This is a genomic window from Polaribacter porphyrae (assembly GCF_002954685.1).
GTDB classification, from domain to species: Bacteria; Bacteroidota; Bacteroidia; order Flavobacteriales; family Flavobacteriaceae; genus Polaribacter; species Polaribacter porphyrae.
Window position 1 is genome coordinate 603,600 of record NZ_MSCN01000001.1, and the last position, 16,252, is coordinate 619,851.

Below are 16,252 nucleotides of genomic sequence, written 5' to 3' on the forward strand. Positions count from 1 at the left end.
TTAATATAATAAATTTGGAAAAATGAAAATTTGGAAAAGTATACTTTATTGTTCTTTAATTGTTTTTTTAGCTACTTGTAAATCAAAAAAAGAAAACAATAGTATTAATGGTCTATGGTTAGTAAAAAAAGTAAAAGTTGGTAAGAATGAAATGACTCCAATTGCAAGATGGATGAAATTTAATGCAGACTCTACACAAACTTCTGGGAATGGCTGGTTGCAACATTCTGTTGGTACTTGGAGTTTGAATGCTCAAAATAAATTGTCTGTAACTAATACAAATGGAATAGTTGATACAGCAGAACCTTTTTCTATCGAATTACTAAATAATAAAATGACTTGGACTAGACTCGAAGATGGAAATAAGGTAAAAGTATTTTTAGAAAGAGCAAATAAAATACCTACTTCTGAAGCTAATAAACTTTTTGGGTTATGGAAATTTGACTCAATTATTGAAAATAAAAAAGAAGTTTCAGACTCATTAAATCCAAAAAATAAAGCAATGCTTTTTTTAAGATGGGACAATACCTACGTGCTTTATAACTACCCAGAAGGAGAACAATATGGTGTCTATAAAACACATGGTCATAGATTACAAATCGATATGTTAAGTTATACTAAAAAGAAAAAAAATCAATATTATCAGTTTAATTTAGAAAATAAAAAACTAACACTAAAGTCCACTAACAGCAGCAGAGAAATAACATTAACAAGAATTCATAAATTTTTGGAATAGTAACATCAATTCTTATGATGTATAAATAAACAACAAAATCGTAACTTTGCACCCTCAAAATCAAAAAAATGAAAAGAGTAGTTGTTGGTCTTTCTGGTGGAGTAGATTCTAGTGTTACAGCTTATTTATTAAAAGAACAAGGTTACGAAGTTATAGGGCTTTTTATGAAGAACTGGCACGATGATTCTGTAACTATTTCTAACGAATGTCCTTGGCTAGAAGATAGTAATGATGCTATGATAGTCGCAGAAAAATTAGGAATTCCTTTTCAAGTTGTAGATTTAAGCGAACAATATAAAGAGCGTATTGTAGATTATATGTTCAATGAATATGAAAAAGGAAGAACACCAAATCCAGATATATTATGTAACCGAGAAATTAAGTTTGATGTCTTTATGGACATTGCCTTAAAATTAGGAGTAGATTATGTTGCTACTGGGCACTATTGCAGAAAAGCAGAAGAGAAAATTAATGGTAAAATGATTTATAAATTATTGGCAGGTAAAGACAATAATAAAGACCAATCTTACTTTTTATGTCAATTATCTCAAGAACAATTGGCAAAAGCACTATTTCCAATTGGCGAATTAACAAAACCAGAAGTACGAGAAATTGCTAAAAAAGCAGATTTAATTACAGCAGAGAAAAAAGATAGTCAAGGATTATGTTTTATTGGTAAAGTTCGTTTACCAGAATTTTTACAACAAAAATTACAACCAATAGTTGGTGAAATTGTTCAAATTCCAAGTGATTTTAAACAATATACAACGTCTATCCCTAAATTTACAACTAAAGAAGCTGAATTGAATTATTTCTCTACAAAATTTTCTTATCAAAAGGAAGATGGAAAAGTTGTAGGGAAACATCAAGGAGCACATTATTTTACAAAAGGACAGCGAAAAGGTTTAAATGTGGGTGGAACAAAAGAGGCTCTTTATGTTATAGAAACTGATGTTAAAGAAAATATCATTTACACAGGAGAAGGTAAAAAGCACCAAGGATTATACAGAAATGTGTTGTTTGTTTCTAATGAAGAAATCCATTGGATTCGTGAAGATTTAGAATTATTTATGGGTTATACTCTAGAGGTAGAAGCTAGAATACGTTATCGCCAAAAATTAGAAAAAGCAACATTGTACAAAGTAGACTCTGGTTTATATGTTGCATTTAAAAATAAGCAATCTGCTATTCAAGAAGGGCAGTTTGTGGCTTGGTATCAAAATGAAGAATTATTAGGTTCTGGCGTTATTTCTTAACATTTATATCATTAAAAAATTAGTAATTTAGACAAATGAAAAAATTACTGTTTTTAGGATTCATATTAATTTCTATCTCTTGTTTTTCTCAAACAGAAGATGCCTGGCTTTTTTTAAAAGATAAGCCAAACGCATCAACTTTTATAGAAAATCCATTAACAATGATTTCTCAAAGGGCTATTGATAGAAGAAATAAACTAGGAATTGTTGTTGATGAAAAAGATGTACCTATTCATTCTGATTACTATAATCAACTTAAAAATGAGGGAAATATTACTGTTTTAGGAAAATCTAAATGGTTAAATGCAATTCATATTCAAGGAACCGTTTCTCAAATAAATGGTTTATTACCAAACTTCACTTTTATAGAATCTATTGAATTTGCGAATAAATCTTTGAACAAAAGTGGTAAAAAAAGAGAAAAGAGATTAGTTTCTAATCATAAAAATAAATTTGCGGTTGCCACTACTAATTTTAATTATGGAAGTGCAGATAATCAAATAAAAATGTTAAAAGGAGATTTTCTCCACAAACAAGGTTTAACAGGAGAAGGACAAGTAATCGCTGTTATTGACGCAGGTTTTCCTAATGTTGATAATTTAGATGCCTTTAAAAGGATAAGAGATAATAATCAGATTTTAGGAGGTTATAATTTTGCGGATAGAAATACTAATTTTTATACCAGAAATAATCATGGAACGCACGTATTATCAACAATTGCTGGGTATTTAGAAAATCAATTTGTGGGTACAGCTCCCGATGCAAAATTTTATTTATTTATTTCAGAAATTGCAGAAACTGAAACTGTTTTAGAAGAAACATTGTGGGTAGAAGCGGCTGAAAGAGCTGATAGTTTAGGTGTTGATGTTATTAACACATCTTTGGGATATACTACATATGATAATCCCAATCACAGTCATTCTTACGCAGATATGGATGGAAAAACCATATTTATTTCTAGAGGAGCAGAAATAGCTGCTTCTAGAGGAATGTTATTGGTAAACTCTGTTGGTAATAGTGGAAATTCTTCATGGAAATATATGGGAGCTCCTGCTGATGCCACTTCTGTTATTTCTGTTGGTGCTGTAAATGCATCAGGAGATATAGCCTCTTTTAGTTCTTTTGGACCAACTGCAGATTTAAGAATAAAACCTGAAATTTTAGGACAAGGAGCAAGTGCAGCTATCATAAATTATACTTCTGGTCAAATATCATCCTCAAATGGGACTTCTTTTTCAGGACCAATATTAGCGGGTTTAATTGCTTGTCTAAATCAAAATCAAACTTTTTCATTAAAATCAAAATCTACTAATTTTAATGAATTTTTAAAAAGTTCTGTTTATGAATCTGCAGATAGATTTAATAACCCAACTGCACAACATGGATATGGAATTCCTAATTTTGAAGAAGCCTTTAATATATATGTAGGAAGTACAGCTTCTATCAATGACAATTATCTATCGAGCTTGAAAGTATTTCCAAATCCTACAAAAAATATTTTTACTATTGTTTATGAGGGTTCTTCTGAAGATTTATCACTCCAAATATTTAATATTCTCGGAAAAAAAGTTTTAGAGATATCAAAATTAACATCAAAAAATATCGATATTTCTACTTTAGATAAAGGAATCTATCTTTTAAAAATTAAGAAAAAAGAGCAACAAAAAATATTAAAGTTGATAAAACAATAATGACAAATAAGATTACAAACCTTTTCAATATAAAATACCCAATAATTCAAGGAGGAATGATTTGGGTTTCTGGTTGGAAATTAGCTTCTGCAGTTTCTAACGCAGGTGGTTTAGGTTTAATTGGTTCAGGATCTATGTATCCAGAAGTTTTACGAGAACATATTCAGAAATGTAAAAAAGCAACAGACAAACCTTTTGGAGTTAATGTACCAATGTTATATCCTCAAATTGAGGAAATTATAAATATTATTATTGAAGAAGGTGTAAAAATTGTGTTTACATCTGCAGGTAACCCAAAAACTTGGACATCATTTTTGAAAGAAAAAGGAATTACGGTGGTACATGTAGTGAGTTCTGTAAAATTTGCTTTAAAGGCAGAAGCTGCAGGTGTTGATGCTGTTGTTTGTGAAGGTTTTGAAGCTGGTGGACATAATGGACGTGAAGAAACAACTACATTTACATTAATTCCTATGGTTAAAGAAGTTGTTAAAGTTCCTGTAATAGGAGCAGGAGGAATAGGTTCTGGTAGAGGAATGTTAGCTGCCATGGTTTTAGGAGCAGATGGTGTACAAATAGGAAGTAGATTTGCAGCAACTGAAGAATCTTCTGCTCATACTAATTTTAAAAATACCATAGTTGATGTAAAAGATGGTGATACACATTTAACTCTAAAGGAATTAGCCCCAGTACGTTTGATAAAGAATAAATTTTATAACGAAGTTCAGGAGTTGTATCAAAAAAACCCCACAAAAGAAGACTTAAAAGAATTACTGGGTAGAGCAAGAGCCAAAAAAGGAATGTTTGAAGGCGATTTAGACAATGGAGAACTTGAAATAGGGCAAATTGCAGGTTTAATTCATCAAATAAAACCAGTAAAAACTGTTTTTAACGAAATAATTGATGATTTTAATACTGCTAAATCCTTTATTCATAGGCTTTAAGAGGTTGATTGAAAGAAAATCAACAATTTATGGTTTTATTAATTTATTGGCATTATCTTTGCAACTTAATAAACGTTGTTAGGAATGAATTTAACAACACAATAATTTTTTATAATGAATAAAGGTACCGTAAAATTTTTCAATGAGTCTAAAGGATTTGGATTTATCACTGAAGAAGGAACAAACAAAGAACATTTTGTACACGTCTCAGGTTTAGTTGACGAAATTCGTGAAAACGATGAAGTTGAGTTTGACTTGAAAGAAGGTAGAAAAGGATTAAACGCAGTAAACGTAAGAGTATTATAATATATATTTTATTACTAGTTAAATTTTTATCTGAAAAGCCTATCAAAATTTGATAGGCTTTTTTATTTTTACTAAAATTTGAATATTATGATTGATGCTAGGAAAAGAGAAAATATAAAAATAGGAATGTTTGTAGAAATTATTCAGAAACCACACCAAAGAACAGGTGAAGTTACTCAAGGAATAGTTTCTAAAATATTAACCAATTCTGTGAGACATCCTTATGGAATAAAAGTTCAACTGAAATCAGGTTTAGTGGGTAGAGTAAAAAAGATTATTGAATAAACTAATTTCTTATTTATTCTACAGGAATTTTAACTTCGTAAAGCTTTCTACTTTTATTATTCAGTTTATTCTCTCTTAACCAAGGATTATGAATTTTGAATTCCTTGTAAGTCATCCCAAATCTTTTGGCAAAAGAAGTAATATTTGTTATTGCTGTATCTACTTTAATTGTAGTTGTTTTTTGTAAAGTATATAAGTCATCTTTTTCAAAAACAAAACCATACTTTTCAGGATTGTTAATTACTTCTTTGAGAGCTAATATTCTAAAAATATACCTTTCAGTTTCATCAGGCAAAAGTGCATCGTAATAATTAGTAACATGTTGTGCTTCTAACCTTTTTGCAATGCCATAATTCCCTGCGTTATAAGCAGCAGCAGCCAATGTCCAAGAACCAAAACGTTCTTTAGATTTTTTTAAATATTCTGCAGCTACTTTAGTAGATTTTTCAATGTTGTAACGTTCATCAACATTTTTATTAATTTCTAAACCAAATTCTTTACCTGTTTTTTTCATAAAATGCCACATACCTGCTGCACCAACTGTAGAGGTTTCATCAATAAAACCACTTTCTGCAAGAGCTAAAAATTTAAAATCATCAGGTAAACCATGCTTTTTTAATAAAGGTTCTAATATTGGAAAGTACTTATTTGCTCTTTTCAATAATAGTAAACCATTAGACTGCCAGTAAGTATTTACTAACAATTCTCTATCCATTCTTTCTCTAATATCAGATTGTTCTATGGGTACTCTTTCTCCAGCCAAATTTAAATTAGAAGGTAATTTTAAAGCTTTTATTTTATAGTTTTTATGCGTATTTACTACAGATTCAACATTATCTCTGTTTGTTCCATTAAAAAACAAAATTGTAAGGGTAACAATGCTTAAAAGTGAAATTATACGTAATGATTTATTCATAATAGTTCAATTTTTTATACTATAAAAGTAACTAATACAATATTCTCTAGCAAGTTAAACTTTCGTGAATAATTTTAGAAATTTCTCTAGCTTTTGTTATGATTATTGCATGGTTTCCGCCATCAATTTTAATTGCATTTTTAATATGATTGATAGGAAAAACTTGATCTTTTGTACCATGAATATGAACTATACCATCAATAGGCTTCGATTGATTCCAATTAACTGCGTTTTTAATTGACCATTTTAAGTATGATTTACCTCTAACTGATAGGTATTTCTTATAAATTTCAGCTTTTTTTTCTAGTGTTTTACCAACAAAAAATCGAGCATAATCTTCAAAATTACTAATGATAGTTGTTGGAAACAACCTATATATTTTACTCTTACTGGCTATTTTAAATCTTTTTGGTAACTCATTTGTAGATTTGACACTAGATACAATTATAATTTTTTTAGTATCTACAAATTTACTCATTTCCTGTACCATAATTCCACCAAAGGAAACTCCTATTAATACTGGATTATTATGTTGAATATCATCAGTCATTCTCATTGCATAGTTAGCAATAGATTCTTCTAAAGCCAAAGGTTTTTTCCATTCTAAATAATGTAATTCGTATAGATTTTTATCAAGGTTTAACTTGTGGAAAATCTCTGGACCAGCAGCCAAGCCTGGCATGCAGTATATATGTATTTTTGACATTAAATTTTAATATTGTGTAATTTATAAACTCAATTTACAATTATGATGCCATTTTAACTAGCAATAGCATCTTTGTTAGCAAATTCAAATCGTACAATACCATCATCATCAATTTTAGTAAGTGTAATAGTATGTAAAGTATTTACGTAATTTGGATGCCATGTGGTTTTAACTTTAACATAATTTTCTGTAAAACCATGAATATAACCTTGTTTATTTTCGTTTTCAAACAAAACAGTAAGTGTATTACCTAGTTGACTTTCATAAAAAGCACGTCTTTTTTTAGCTGATAAGCCACGCAACATTTTACTACGTTTTGCACGTACTTTTTTAGGCACAATCCCATCCATTTCAACTGCCTCTGTGTTTGGTCTTTCAGAGTAAGTGAAAACGTGTAGATAAGAAATATCTAATTCATTCAAGTAGTTGTAAGTTTCTAAAAAGAGTTCATTAGTTTCTCCAGGAAAACCAACAATAGCATCCACACCAATACAAGCATTGGGCATCACTTCTTTAATTTTTGCAACTCTATCTGTGTAGGTTTTACGTAAATATCTACGCTTCATTTTTTTGAGTAACTCATCACTACCAGATTGCAAAGGAATATGAAAATGAGGTACAAAAGAATTAGATTTAGAAACAAAGTCAATCGTTTCATCTTTTAATAAATTAGGTTCTATAGATGATATTCGTAATCGATGAATTCCATCTACTTTATTTAATTCTTTTACCAATTCTAAAAAAGTATGCTCATGTTTTTTATTGCCAAATTCACCTTTCCCATAATCACCAATATTTACACCTGTTAAAACAATTTCTTTAATGTCTTTAGATGATATTTCTTTAGCATTATTCAATACATTCTCTAAAGTATCACTTCTAGAAATTCCACGAGCTAAAGGGATAGTACAATAGGTACATTTATAATCGCAACCATCTTGTACTTTTAAAAATGCACGAGTTCTATCACCAATAGAATAAGAACCTACATAAAAATCTGCATCAACAATTTCACAAGAATGTACTTCGCCTACATCATTTTTAGTTAAGTCGTTAATATAACTAGTAACATTAAATTTTTCTGTGGCACCTAATACCAAATCTACACCATCAACAGCCGCTAGTTCTTCTGGTTTTAGCTGTGCATAACAGCCCACAGCAATTAAAAAAGCTTCTTCGTTTTTTTGCAATGCTTTTTTTACAATAGTTTTAAAACGCTTGTCTGCATTATCGGTAACAGAACAGGTATTTATTACGTATACATCAGCAACATCTTCAAAATCAACACGATTAAAACCTTCATTAACAAAGTTTCTGGCAATTGTTGAAGTTTCAGAGAAGTTTAATTTGCAACCTAATGTGTAAAAAGCTACTTTTTTATCTGCAATCATTCCTTTACATTTACTCGATAATCGAGGTTTTATAATTTGATTAGCTTGTTTTAGTTTTTTTAAGTTTTGACAAAAACTTTAGGCTTATTAAAATACTATTTTGCCCTTGCAAAAATACAACATTATTCATGATTTTTGAAACAGAAAGATTACAGGTTAGAAAACTCATTTTGAAGGACTTACTTCCTTTTCATAAAATGCAAAGTAACCCAAAAGTGATGCAGTTTGCAGATGGAGAAATAAAAACTTTACAAGGACATGAAAAAGAATTAAAATTATTGGTAGAAAAATATCAGAAAAAAAATAATGATTTTTGGATTTATGCTATCGAAAGAAAACAAGATAAGGAATTTATAGGTACAGTAGCTTTAGTAAAAGATGATAATGATGATGAAATTGGGTATCGATTTTTAGAAAAATATTGGGGAAATGATTATGGTTTTGAAATCTGTAAAGGATTAATTAACTATTGTAAAAAAATGGGATTCTCTAAAATAGTTGGTTATGTAGTTGATAAAAATATTGCATCAGCAAAAATTTTAGAGAAATTGAATTTTATAAAAGTTGATTCATTTATTAATGATGAGCATCAACAAGAAACAAAATATATTTTAAAATTATGATTGTAGATAATTTAGAACCAACTTATTATGCTGTAATTTTTACAACTATTACTAATGATAATTTAGATGGTTATCAAGAAACAGCTCAAAGAATGGAAGAATTAGCAGGTATACAAAAAGGATATTTAGGCATAGAATCTACCAGAAATGAAATAGGTATTACAGTTTCTTATTGGCAAACTTTGGACGATATTGTAGCTTGGAAAAATAATGTAGAGCATACAGAAGCTAGAAATTTAGGAAGAGAAAAGTGGTATAAACAATATCAATTACGTATTTGCAAAGTAGAGCGTGAATATGGATTTAAAAACTAATTGATGTACGCAAAAATTCAGAAGGTTTTAGAAAAATTTGTGAGCAAGAGTACTATTTATAAGTATGGGTTCAACTATTCACCAATGTACAGAAGGTCTACAGGGAAATTGTATTATGTTTCTGATGATTTATTAACAGTTAAAGTAAAAATAAAATTATCGTATAAAAACAGTAATTATGTAGGCTCAATTTTTGGAGGAAGTATGCTTTCTGCAACAGATCCAATTTTTATGGTTCAACTAATAAATATTTTAGATAACTCTTATGTTGTTTGGGACAAAGCAGCATCAATTAAATTTAAAAGGCCAGCTAAAGAAACTTGTTACGTAGAGTTTATTTTTACAAAGGATGAAATTGAACAATTAAAAAAAGATATTTTAGCAAGCAAAGAAATTGGTTTGATAAAACAACTCAAAATTACCAATAAAGACAAAACAGTAGTTTTTGCTGAAGTATCAAAAACGATTTATATTGCTAATAAAGAATATTATAAGCAGAAGTTAAAACAAAAACTTGCTAAAAAATCTTCTCTTTAACCTTTGTTTTTAATTTTTCAGAAACATTTGTTGGAAAAGGTCTATCTCCATGCAAAATATCAACCATAATATTATTGAAATACTGTCCATATTTATTTAATAAATAGTTCCTTATAGGATTATTATGATAGAAAAATTTAGACAATTTTTGAGCAGAATTAAGTTCAGGAAGCAGTTTAATATTTAATTTTTCTATATATTTTTGTTCTGTTAAATTTCTATCTAAATTGCTTTCAATCAAAGATTCAGCAACGTATTTACCGCTTAAAATAGCATTAGAAATACCTTCAGCAGTAATCGGTTCTGCGAAACCAGCAGCATCACCAATTAAGAATACATTATTTTTTACAAAACCATCAGTTCTTGGAGCTAATGGAATTTGAAAACCATGTGCATCTTCTTTTATAATTTTTTTAATACCTAATGTTTGCAAGTATTTTCTATAATATTCTTTTAGGTTGATTTTTCCTTTTTTAGTGGTTAAAACACCTAATGACAAATGATTTTTTTTGGGGAAACTCCATGCATAACCATAAGGAACTGCATCAATATCAAAACGAACTTTTTTTGACAAACGCTCAAAATCTTCATTAGAAACTTCGACTTCGTATTCTAATGCAGGTATCAGTTTTCGAGTATCATTTTTCCAACCAGACATTTTAGCAGTTGGGCTTAAAACCCCATCAGCAGCAATTACAAATTTTGTTGAAATTTCTCCTTGTGATGTCTTTAAAATTGATATATCATTTTGATGTTCAATACTTAATAATTTATGATTTTCTAGCAATGTAACACCTAACTCTTTCGCTTTTTCAACAATCAAATTATCAAATGCATCACGCATAATCATTGTAATTATTGGTGTATCTTTTTTTGATGTATAACAAATTTCATTGTTATTATTAAAGTAAGTATCTACTGTATAAAACTCACGTTCAACCACTTCATTAATAGAAAAAGGCATATCTTTTTTTCCCCTATTTACAAAACCACCACCACAAGTTTTATATCTAGGCAAAGTTTCCTTTTCAATAATTACAGTAGAAATTCCTTTTTCACCCAAATAAAAAGCAGTTGAAGCACCTGAAGGTCCACTTCCAACAATAGCAACATCAAAATGTTTCATAGATTTTACAAAAAATTGTTGTTGCGAATATACTTATTCTTGCCAATTTATGTGTGATTGAATAGGGAAGTGGTCAGAAAATTTTACCTTGTGTCTTGTAAAGCTATTAATGGTAGCATTTGTATCTGTAAAAATAAAATCTATCCTCATAGGAAAAAGGTAATTATACGTTTTACCAAAACCATTTCCTGCCTCTATGAATGCATCTTTCTTATTTTCTGAAATTTGCTTATACACCCAAGAATAGGCAGTATTGTTAAAATCACCAGCAATTATTTTTTTTCCTTCCCACTTTTTTTCATGCTCTAGTAAACTGGTAGTTTGATCAGCTTGTTTTTGAAATCGATCTTTTAATCTGGCTATCAATTTTTCTGAATTTTCTTCACCAAAATTTTCTTTATCAGTATTTAATTGTAATGATTCTAAATGTAAATTATAGATTCGAATGGTGTCATTATCTTTTAGAACATCAGCATAAATAATATTGTTAGAAGTATTCTCAAAATTAAAAGAACCTTTGTTTACTATAGGATATTTAGAGTAAATAGCTAATGCTAATTTTTGATTACTCTTTTTTGATTTGATATATTTATGAGGATAATTAAATTTATAATGTTCTAAATTATAGTATTCTTGAAAGAGTAATACATCTGGGTTTATCTTGGTTGTAAAATCGATTATTTTTTTTGAAATGTCTTTCTCATCAATCCATCCCCATTGATTAAACATACGTACATTATAGCTCATTATACTTAAATCAGTATCCTGTGGATTGTCTTTTTTACTAAATTTATAAAAAGGACTTGCCACAAACCAACCAATTATAAGTATTGTTGTTGATAATAAGAATTGTTTTTTTAACGTTATTAACCAATACAAAATAAAAAAGATGTTAACTAAAAGTAATATTGGAGCAAATAAACTTAAAATAGCAAAAATAGGATATGATTTTGGAGAAATATGTGGCAACATAAAAGATAACAACATATAAGTTGCTACCAACGAATTGATTACAAAAACAATTTTATTTACAAATGATAAATTCTTCAAGTTGGGGACTTCTTTTTCTTTGTTATTTTCCTTGTTTAAACAAGAATTCTTTTTCGGCTTTGGTTAGTGTATCATAACCAGATTTACTTATTTTATCTAATATTTTGTCAATTTCTTGTTGATTTATATCAGTCTTTTTAGCTTTAGTCGCTGTTCTTTTCTTTGATTTATGAACAGTTTTTAAAGGTTTTTCTTTCTTTTTAAAAAGATTTGCAATACCATCAAAAAGAGTAATTTCTTTATTACTTGCTTTACTTATATATAAATAACCAAATAAAGCACCACCCAAATGTGCAAAATTACCACCTGCATTTAAACCAATTAAACCTAAAAACCATATTCCTACCCAAAATGCAGCAATATGCCACAATTTAATAAAACCAATCAAAGGAAATCTTACTTGATAATTAGGTATATGTGTTGCAATACCAACAAAAATAGCAGATACTCCAGCAGATGCACCTAATAAATATGAACTTCTTCCCTCAAAAAGAGGGAAGTAATTTTGACTAAATAAATATAATACTCCCCCAAAAAAAGTACCTAATAAATAAAAATTTAAAAGTTGTTTTTGAGTAAAATATTGAATAAATAAATTACCCAAAAAATATAATGCAATACAATTGAATAATATATGCAAAAAACCAGCGTGTAAAAATCCGTAAGAAATTATAGACCATGGTTTTTTTAATAAACTATTAGTATCTACATCAAGAGCAAACCATTCTGATATAAAATTGGTTTCACCTTTATATAAACCAGAAAAAACTGTTATTAAAAGTGTTAAAATAAAAACTCCTACATTAATTAAAATCAGTTTTTCTACAATATTACCAGTAATATATCTTCGTTTTATATCTTCTATAATACTCATTAGTTTGTTTTAAATTGATTTTTTTTCCAATACCAAGCAATTAAAAAGCCAATTAAAGCACCACCAATATGTGCAAAATGGGCTATATTACCAATTGAATATTTAGTCATTCCAAAAAATAAATCTCCTAAAATCATCACAGGAATAAAATATTTTGCTGCAATTGGAACAGGGAAAAAGATTAATGCCAATTTTGCATCTTTAAAATACAAACCAAAGGCAACTAAAATTCCATAAATAGCTCCAGAAGCACCAACTGCTGGTGTATGATAAAGGTTGTAAAACTTGATCATATTATCATTAGAGACAGCTATTCTATTTTCATCATAACTACCTATTTCTAAAATATTTTGAATTTCAGATGATGATATTCCTAGCTGTATCAATTGTTCATATATTCCATTAAACTGATAATAGTTAACCAAAGTATAAATTAAACCAGCACCTAAACCCGCAGAAAAATAGAAAAATAAAAACTTCTTTTTTCCCCACATTTGTTCTAAAGGTGTACCAAATGCCCATAAACCATACATATTAAATAAAATATGTCCAAAACTCCCATGCATAAAAATATGAGTTAGGTATTGCCAAAATCCAAAATGTTCATTTTCAGGAAAATGTAACGCCAAAATATTTGTAAAATCTAATTTCAATAATTGTGGCGCAATAAAAAAAATTACATTTATAATTATTAAGTGCTTTATGGTATCTGTAAGTCTATTCATATTTAGCTATTAAATAGATTATCAATTTCTTGTAATGTTAATGTTTTAAAAGTTTGTTTTCCAAAAGGAGATACTGCTGGTTCTTTGCAAGAAAACAAATCGTTTACCAAACTTTCTTGTTCTTTTTCAGAAAGCTGTGTGCCCGTTTTTATAGATAATGTTTTTGCAAAAGATTTAGCCATCACATCAAAATGACTAAAACTAGCATCAGGTACTTCTAAATCAATATCATTTAATAATTCTTCTAAAATTATAGTGATTTTACTTTCGGTTACAGAAACAGGAATCCCTTTTATGGTAACACTATCTTTAGTAAATTCATCAAATGAAAAGCCTGCATTTTCAAGCTCGGTTTTAATCGTGTAAATCATTTCGATTTCTTGTGATGAAAACGATATTTTTACAGGAAATAATAATTGTTGACTATTCGCTTCTTTTACAGTAATGCTCTCTAAAAACTCTTCATACAAAATTCGTTGATGTGCCAAAGATTGATTAATTAAAACTACTCCAGATTTAATTAAACTCATGATGTATTTTCGCTGAATTTGAAAAGTTTTTTGTGTTGAAATCTCTTGCTGATTATTGAATAAATCTTCTTGTTTATTTTCTATATCAGCAATAGAAATATCTGTATATAAAGATTCCCAACTTTGAGTTTGATGCTCTTTCTTATAATGATGCGTTTTTTGATTATCCTCTTTAAAAGGATTAAAATTTGGATCTACACTGATGGTTGGTACAGTAGTTTTAGCAACATTTTTTTGAATATGATAAGGAGTATCTAAATTTGCATCTCTATTAAAATCAAGTACAGGTGCAACATTATATTGCCCTAAACTGTGTTTAACAGTAGCTCTTAAAATAGCATATAAAGCCTTTTCATTATCAAACTTTATTTCTGTTTTTGTAGGATGAATATTAATATCAATCGTATTTGCAGGCACAGTTAAATACAAAAAATAGGAGGGATGTGTGCCTTGTTCTAACAACCCATCAAAAGCATTAACTACTGCATGATTTAAGTATGAACTTTTTATAAATCGATTGTTCACAAAAAAGAACTGCTCACCTCTTTTTCGTTTTGCAAATTCTGGTTTAGCAACAAAACCTTCAATAACAATAATGTCAGTTTGCTCATTAATTGGCACTAATTTTTCATTCATTTTAGTACCAAAAATAGCTACAATTCGTTTTCTTAAATTGCTACTTTTTAAGTGATAAACCTCATTATTGTTGTGATGTAATAAAAAAGTAATATTTGAGTGAGCTAGAGCTACTCTTTGAAACTCATCTATAATATGTCTTGTTTCAACAGTATCTGACTTTAAAAAATTTCTACGAGCAGGAATATTATAAAACAAATTTTTAACCGCTAAACTTGTTCCTTTAGCAGTATTTATAAAATCTTGCGTAATTATTTTACTGCCTTCAATTTTAATTGAAGTACCTAATTCTTCAGTATCAATTTTTGTTTTTAGTTCTACATGAGCAATAGCAGCAATAGAAGCTAAAGCTTCACCTCTAAATCCTTTTGTATTTAAGTTAAATAAATCTTCAGCTTTCTGTATTTTTGAAGTTGCATGACGTTCAAAACACATTCTAGCATCTGTAACACTCATGCCTTTGCCATCATCAATTACTTGAATAAGTGTTTTGCCAGCATCTTTTAAAAGTAACTTTATGTTTGTAGCACCAGCATCGATTGCGTTTTCTAACAATTCTTTTACAACAGAAGCAGGTCTTTGTACTACTTCTCCTGCAGCAATTTGGTTTGCCACGTGGTCTGGTAAAAGCTGAATGATGTCTGACATTATTTATTGAAAGAAGATTGATAAATCGAAATCGATAATGTACAAGAAAATAAAAAGTAGAATCATAACAATGTAGACTATGGTTTTATTTAAGCCTTTATCAGAGTCCTTTAATTCGTTAACTGCATCTGTAAATTTAGATTTTAAACCTTTATTTTTTCCAGCAGTAGTTCTAAATTTATCTAATTTATGTTCTATTTTAAAAGGGTTTCCTTCTCCTTTATAATAACGAGGTTGATATTCAAATTTTTTATTTGTACGTTTTAAAAATCCCATGGTTTTGAAAATAATTGGTAAATAAGTAAAAATAAATTCAATTATTGTACCAAAAATTACAATATCAAATTTAAAGAATTAAAAGGAATACTTCAAGAAATGATGTTAAAAGTATTCTTAAAATAGAAATAGTAAGCTATTTAAAAACCAATACTATCAGAAATTCTGTGTAGATTTTTAATAGCAGCCATTTTTACTGCAGCCACAGCACATTCTATACCTTTGTTACCGAGTTTTCCTCCAGATCTATCTATAGACTGTTGTTTGGTATTATCTGTTAACACACAGAAAATTACAGGTACATCATATTTTACATTCAAATCTATTATACCTTGTGTAACACCTTCACATACAAAATCGAAATGTTTGGTTTCTCCCTGTATTACGTTTCCAATAGCAATAATAGCATCCAATTTTTCTGATTGAATCATTTTTTTGCAACCATAAACTAACTCAAAACTCCCAGGTACATCCCAAGAAATAATGTTCTCTTTTATTGCACCACAATCTAGTAAAGTATCTATTGCACCTTTATGTAGGTTTTTTGTAATTTCAGGATTCCATTCTGAAACAACAATCCCAAATCGAAAAGACTTCGCATTTGGGATTGTTGCTTTATCGTAATATGATAAATTGGTTGTAGCCATTTGTTAGTTTTTTAGTAATTAGCTTTAGTCGTAAGGTT

The 16,252-nt window shown here is 28.7% G+C and carries 19 protein-coding genes; 9 read left to right on the plus strand and 10 right to left on the minus strand.

Annotated features, from left to right (window positions below; genetic code table 11):
- The first annotated feature begins 22 nt into the window (after positions 1–22).
- The 6 genes from BTO18_RS02775 to BTO18_RS02800 all read left to right on the plus strand — a co-directional run bounded on the left by BTO18_RS02775 (position 23) and on the right by BTO18_RS02800 (position 5,215).
- Positions 23–736, plus strand: coding sequence for a hypothetical protein (locus tag BTO18_RS02775; RefSeq protein ID WP_105014760.1), 714 nt, complete (start codon positions 23–25; stop codon positions 734–736).
- A gap of 68 nt (positions 737–804) precedes the next feature.
- Positions 805–1,992, plus strand: coding sequence for a tRNA 2-thiouridine(34) synthase MnmA (gene mnmA / locus BTO18_RS02780; RefSeq protein WP_105014761.1), 1,188 nt, complete (start codon positions 805–807; stop codon positions 1,990–1,992).
- Positions 1,993–2,027: 35 nt separating this feature from the next.
- Positions 2,028–3,683 carry a S8 family serine peptidase gene (locus BTO18_RS02785; RefSeq protein ID WP_105014762.1) on the plus strand — a complete coding sequence of 552 codons (1,656 nt, stop codon included), beginning with the start codon at positions 2,028–2,030 and terminating at the stop codon, positions 3,681–3,683.
- Complete coding sequence (locus tag BTO18_RS02790) at positions 3,683–4,624, plus strand: NAD(P)H-dependent flavin oxidoreductase (protein WP_105014763.1); 942 nt, start codon at positions 3,683–3,685, stop codon at positions 4,622–4,624. The genes BTO18_RS02785 and BTO18_RS02790 overlap by 1 nt, the downstream gene beginning before the upstream one ends.
- Positions 4,625–4,738: 114 nt before the next feature.
- Positions 4,739–4,930 (plus strand): cold-shock protein, encoded by a 192-nt coding sequence (locus tag BTO18_RS02795; protein ID WP_105014764.1) that lies wholly within the window; start codon positions 4,739–4,741, stop codon positions 4,928–4,930.
- Positions 4,931–5,017: 87 nt separating this feature from the next.
- Complete coding sequence (locus BTO18_RS02800) at positions 5,018–5,215, plus strand: YwbE family protein (protein ID WP_105014765.1); 198 nt, start codon at positions 5,018–5,020, stop codon at positions 5,213–5,215.
- 13 nt (positions 5,216–5,228) lie between these two features.
- On the opposite strand, the gene BTO18_RS02805 is transcribed toward BTO18_RS02800, so the two are convergent.
- The 3 genes from BTO18_RS02805 to mtaB are packed head-to-tail and all read right to left on the minus strand — an operon-like array spanning position 5,229 to position 8,228.
- Complete coding sequence (locus BTO18_RS02805) at positions 5,229–6,131, minus strand: lytic transglycosylase domain-containing protein (RefSeq protein ID WP_105014766.1); 903 nt, start codon at positions 6,129–6,131, stop codon at positions 5,229–5,231.
- A gap of 46 nt (positions 6,132–6,177) precedes the next feature.
- The gene (locus BTO18_RS02810) at positions 6,178–6,837 is read right to left on the minus strand and encodes an alpha/beta hydrolase family protein (protein ID WP_105014767.1); all 660 of its coding nucleotides are present in this window, start codon (positions 6,835–6,837) and stop codon (positions 6,178–6,180) included.
- Positions 6,838–6,890: 53 nt separating this feature from the next.
- The gene (gene mtaB, locus BTO18_RS02815; RefSeq protein WP_105014768.1) at positions 6,891–8,228 is read right to left on the minus strand and encodes a tRNA (N(6)-L-threonylcarbamoyladenosine(37)-C(2))-methylthiotransferase MtaB; all 1,338 of its coding nucleotides are present in this window, start codon (positions 8,226–8,228) and stop codon (positions 6,891–6,893) included.
- 128 nt (positions 8,229–8,356) lie between these two features.
- Between mtaB and BTO18_RS02820 the strand changes: the two genes are divergently transcribed.
- The 3 genes from BTO18_RS02820 to BTO18_RS02830 are packed head-to-tail and all read left to right on the plus strand — an operon-like array spanning position 8,357 to position 9,702.
- On the plus strand, positions 8,357–8,851 hold the full coding sequence (locus BTO18_RS02820) for a GNAT family N-acetyltransferase (protein ID WP_105014769.1): 495 nt from the start codon (positions 8,357–8,359) through the stop codon (positions 8,849–8,851).
- The gene (locus BTO18_RS02825) at positions 8,848–9,165 is read left to right on the plus strand and encodes an antibiotic biosynthesis monooxygenase family protein (protein WP_105014770.1); all 318 of its coding nucleotides are present in this window, start codon (positions 8,848–8,850) and stop codon (positions 9,163–9,165) included. Before BTO18_RS02820 ends, BTO18_RS02825 begins: the two co-directional genes overlap by 4 nt.
- Before the next feature lie 3 nt (positions 9,166–9,168).
- Entirely contained in the window at positions 9,169–9,702 is a 534-nt protein-coding gene (locus BTO18_RS02830; RefSeq protein ID WP_105017480.1) for a DUF4442 domain-containing protein, read from the plus strand.
- Here BTO18_RS02830 and BTO18_RS02835 read toward each other — a convergent pair.
- The 7 genes from BTO18_RS02835 to ribH form a co-directional block, all read right to left on the minus strand.
- Positions 9,683–10,828 carry a geranylgeranyl reductase family protein gene (locus tag BTO18_RS02835; RefSeq protein ID WP_105014771.1) on the minus strand — a complete coding sequence of 382 codons (1,146 nt, stop codon included), beginning with the start codon at positions 10,826–10,828 and terminating at the stop codon, positions 9,683–9,685. The genes BTO18_RS02830 and BTO18_RS02835 overlap by 20 nt on opposite strands.
- Positions 10,829–10,861: 33 nt before the next feature.
- Entirely contained in the window at positions 10,862–11,878 is a 1,017-nt protein-coding gene (locus BTO18_RS02840; RefSeq protein ID WP_105014772.1) for an endonuclease/exonuclease/phosphatase family protein, read from the minus strand.
- A gap of 22 nt (positions 11,879–11,900) precedes the next feature.
- Complete coding sequence (locus BTO18_RS02845) at positions 11,901–12,752, minus strand: rhomboid family protein (protein WP_105014773.1); 852 nt, start codon at positions 12,750–12,752, stop codon at positions 11,901–11,903.
- A complete protein-coding gene (locus BTO18_RS02850) occupies positions 12,752–13,477 on the minus strand; it encodes a rhomboid family intramembrane serine protease (RefSeq protein ID WP_105014774.1) in 726 nt (241 codons plus the stop codon). The genes BTO18_RS02845 and BTO18_RS02850 overlap by 1 nt, the downstream gene beginning before the upstream one ends.
- 2 nt (positions 13,478–13,479) lie before the next feature.
- Positions 13,480–15,291: a DNA mismatch repair endonuclease MutL gene (mutL, locus tag BTO18_RS02855; protein WP_105014775.1), complete on the minus strand. Its 1,812-nt coding sequence runs from the start codon at positions 15,289–15,291 to the stop codon at positions 13,480–13,482.
- A gap of 3 nt (positions 15,292–15,294) precedes the next feature.
- Entirely contained in the window at positions 15,295–15,567 is a 273-nt protein-coding gene (locus BTO18_RS02860) for a riboflavin synthase subunit beta (RefSeq protein WP_105014776.1), read from the minus strand.
- Between the two features lie 140 nt (positions 15,568–15,707).
- The gene (ribH, locus tag BTO18_RS02865; RefSeq protein WP_105014777.1) at positions 15,708–16,214 is read right to left on the minus strand and encodes a 6,7-dimethyl-8-ribityllumazine synthase; all 507 of its coding nucleotides are present in this window, start codon (positions 16,212–16,214) and stop codon (positions 15,708–15,710) included.
- Between the last annotated feature and the right edge of the window lie 38 nt (positions 16,215–16,252).

Bases quoted from the DNA above. Each gene is read 5' to 3' on its own strand.
- BTO18_RS02820 (WP_105014769.1), top strand. From the start codon at position 8,357: ATGATTTTTGAAACAGAAAGATTACAGGTTAGAAAACTCATTTTGAAG.
- mtaB (WP_105014768.1), bottom strand. From the start codon at position 8,228: ATGATTGCAGATAAAAAAGTAGCTTTTTACACATTAGGTTGCAAATTA.
- BTO18_RS02805 (WP_105014766.1), bottom strand. From the start codon at position 6,131: ATGAATAAATCATTACGTATAATTTCACTTTTAAGCATTGTTACCCTT.
- BTO18_RS02775 (WP_105014760.1), top strand. From the start codon at position 23: ATGAAAATTTGGAAAAGTATACTTTATTGTTCTTTAATTGTTTTTTTA.
- ribH (WP_105014777.1), bottom strand. From the start codon at position 16,214: ATGGCTACAACCAATTTATCATATTACGATAAAGCAACAATCCCAAAT.
- BTO18_RS02825 (WP_105014770.1), top strand. From the start codon at position 8,848: ATGATTGTAGATAATTTAGAACCAACTTATTATGCTGTAATTTTTACA.
- mnmA (WP_105014761.1), top strand. From the start codon at position 805: ATGAAAAGAGTAGTTGTTGGTCTTTCTGGTGGAGTAGATTCTAGTGTT.
- BTO18_RS02860 (WP_105014776.1), bottom strand. From the start codon at position 15,567: ATGGGATTTTTAAAACGTACAAATAAAAAATTTGAATATCAACCTCGT.
- BTO18_RS02850 (WP_105014774.1), bottom strand. From the start codon at position 13,477: ATGAATAGACTTACAGATACCATAAAGCACTTAATAATTATAAATGTA.
- BTO18_RS02830 (WP_105017480.1), top strand. From the start codon at position 9,169: ATGTACGCAAAAATTCAGAAGGTTTTAGAAAAATTTGTGAGCAAGAGT.
- BTO18_RS02795 (WP_105014764.1), top strand. From the start codon at position 4,739: ATGAATAAAGGTACCGTAAAATTTTTCAATGAGTCTAAAGGATTTGGA.
- BTO18_RS02810 (WP_105014767.1), bottom strand. From the start codon at position 6,837: ATGTCAAAAATACATATATACTGCATGCCAGGCTTGGCTGCTGGTCCA.
- BTO18_RS02845 (WP_105014773.1), bottom strand. From the start codon at position 12,752: ATGAGTATTATAGAAGATATAAAACGAAGATATATTACTGGTAATATT.
- mutL (WP_105014775.1), bottom strand. From the start codon at position 15,291: ATGTCAGACATCATTCAGCTTTTACCAGACCACGTGGCAAACCAAATT.
- BTO18_RS02800 (WP_105014765.1), top strand. From the start codon at position 5,018: ATGATTGATGCTAGGAAAAGAGAAAATATAAAAATAGGAATGTTTGTA.
- BTO18_RS02790 (WP_105014763.1), top strand. From the start codon at position 3,683: ATGACAAATAAGATTACAAACCTTTTCAATATAAAATACCCAATAATT.
- BTO18_RS02835 (WP_105014771.1), bottom strand. From the start codon at position 10,828: ATGAAACATTTTGATGTTGCTATTGTTGGAAGTGGACCTTCAGGTGCT.
- BTO18_RS02785 (WP_105014762.1), top strand. From the start codon at position 2,028: ATGAAAAAATTACTGTTTTTAGGATTCATATTAATTTCTATCTCTTGT.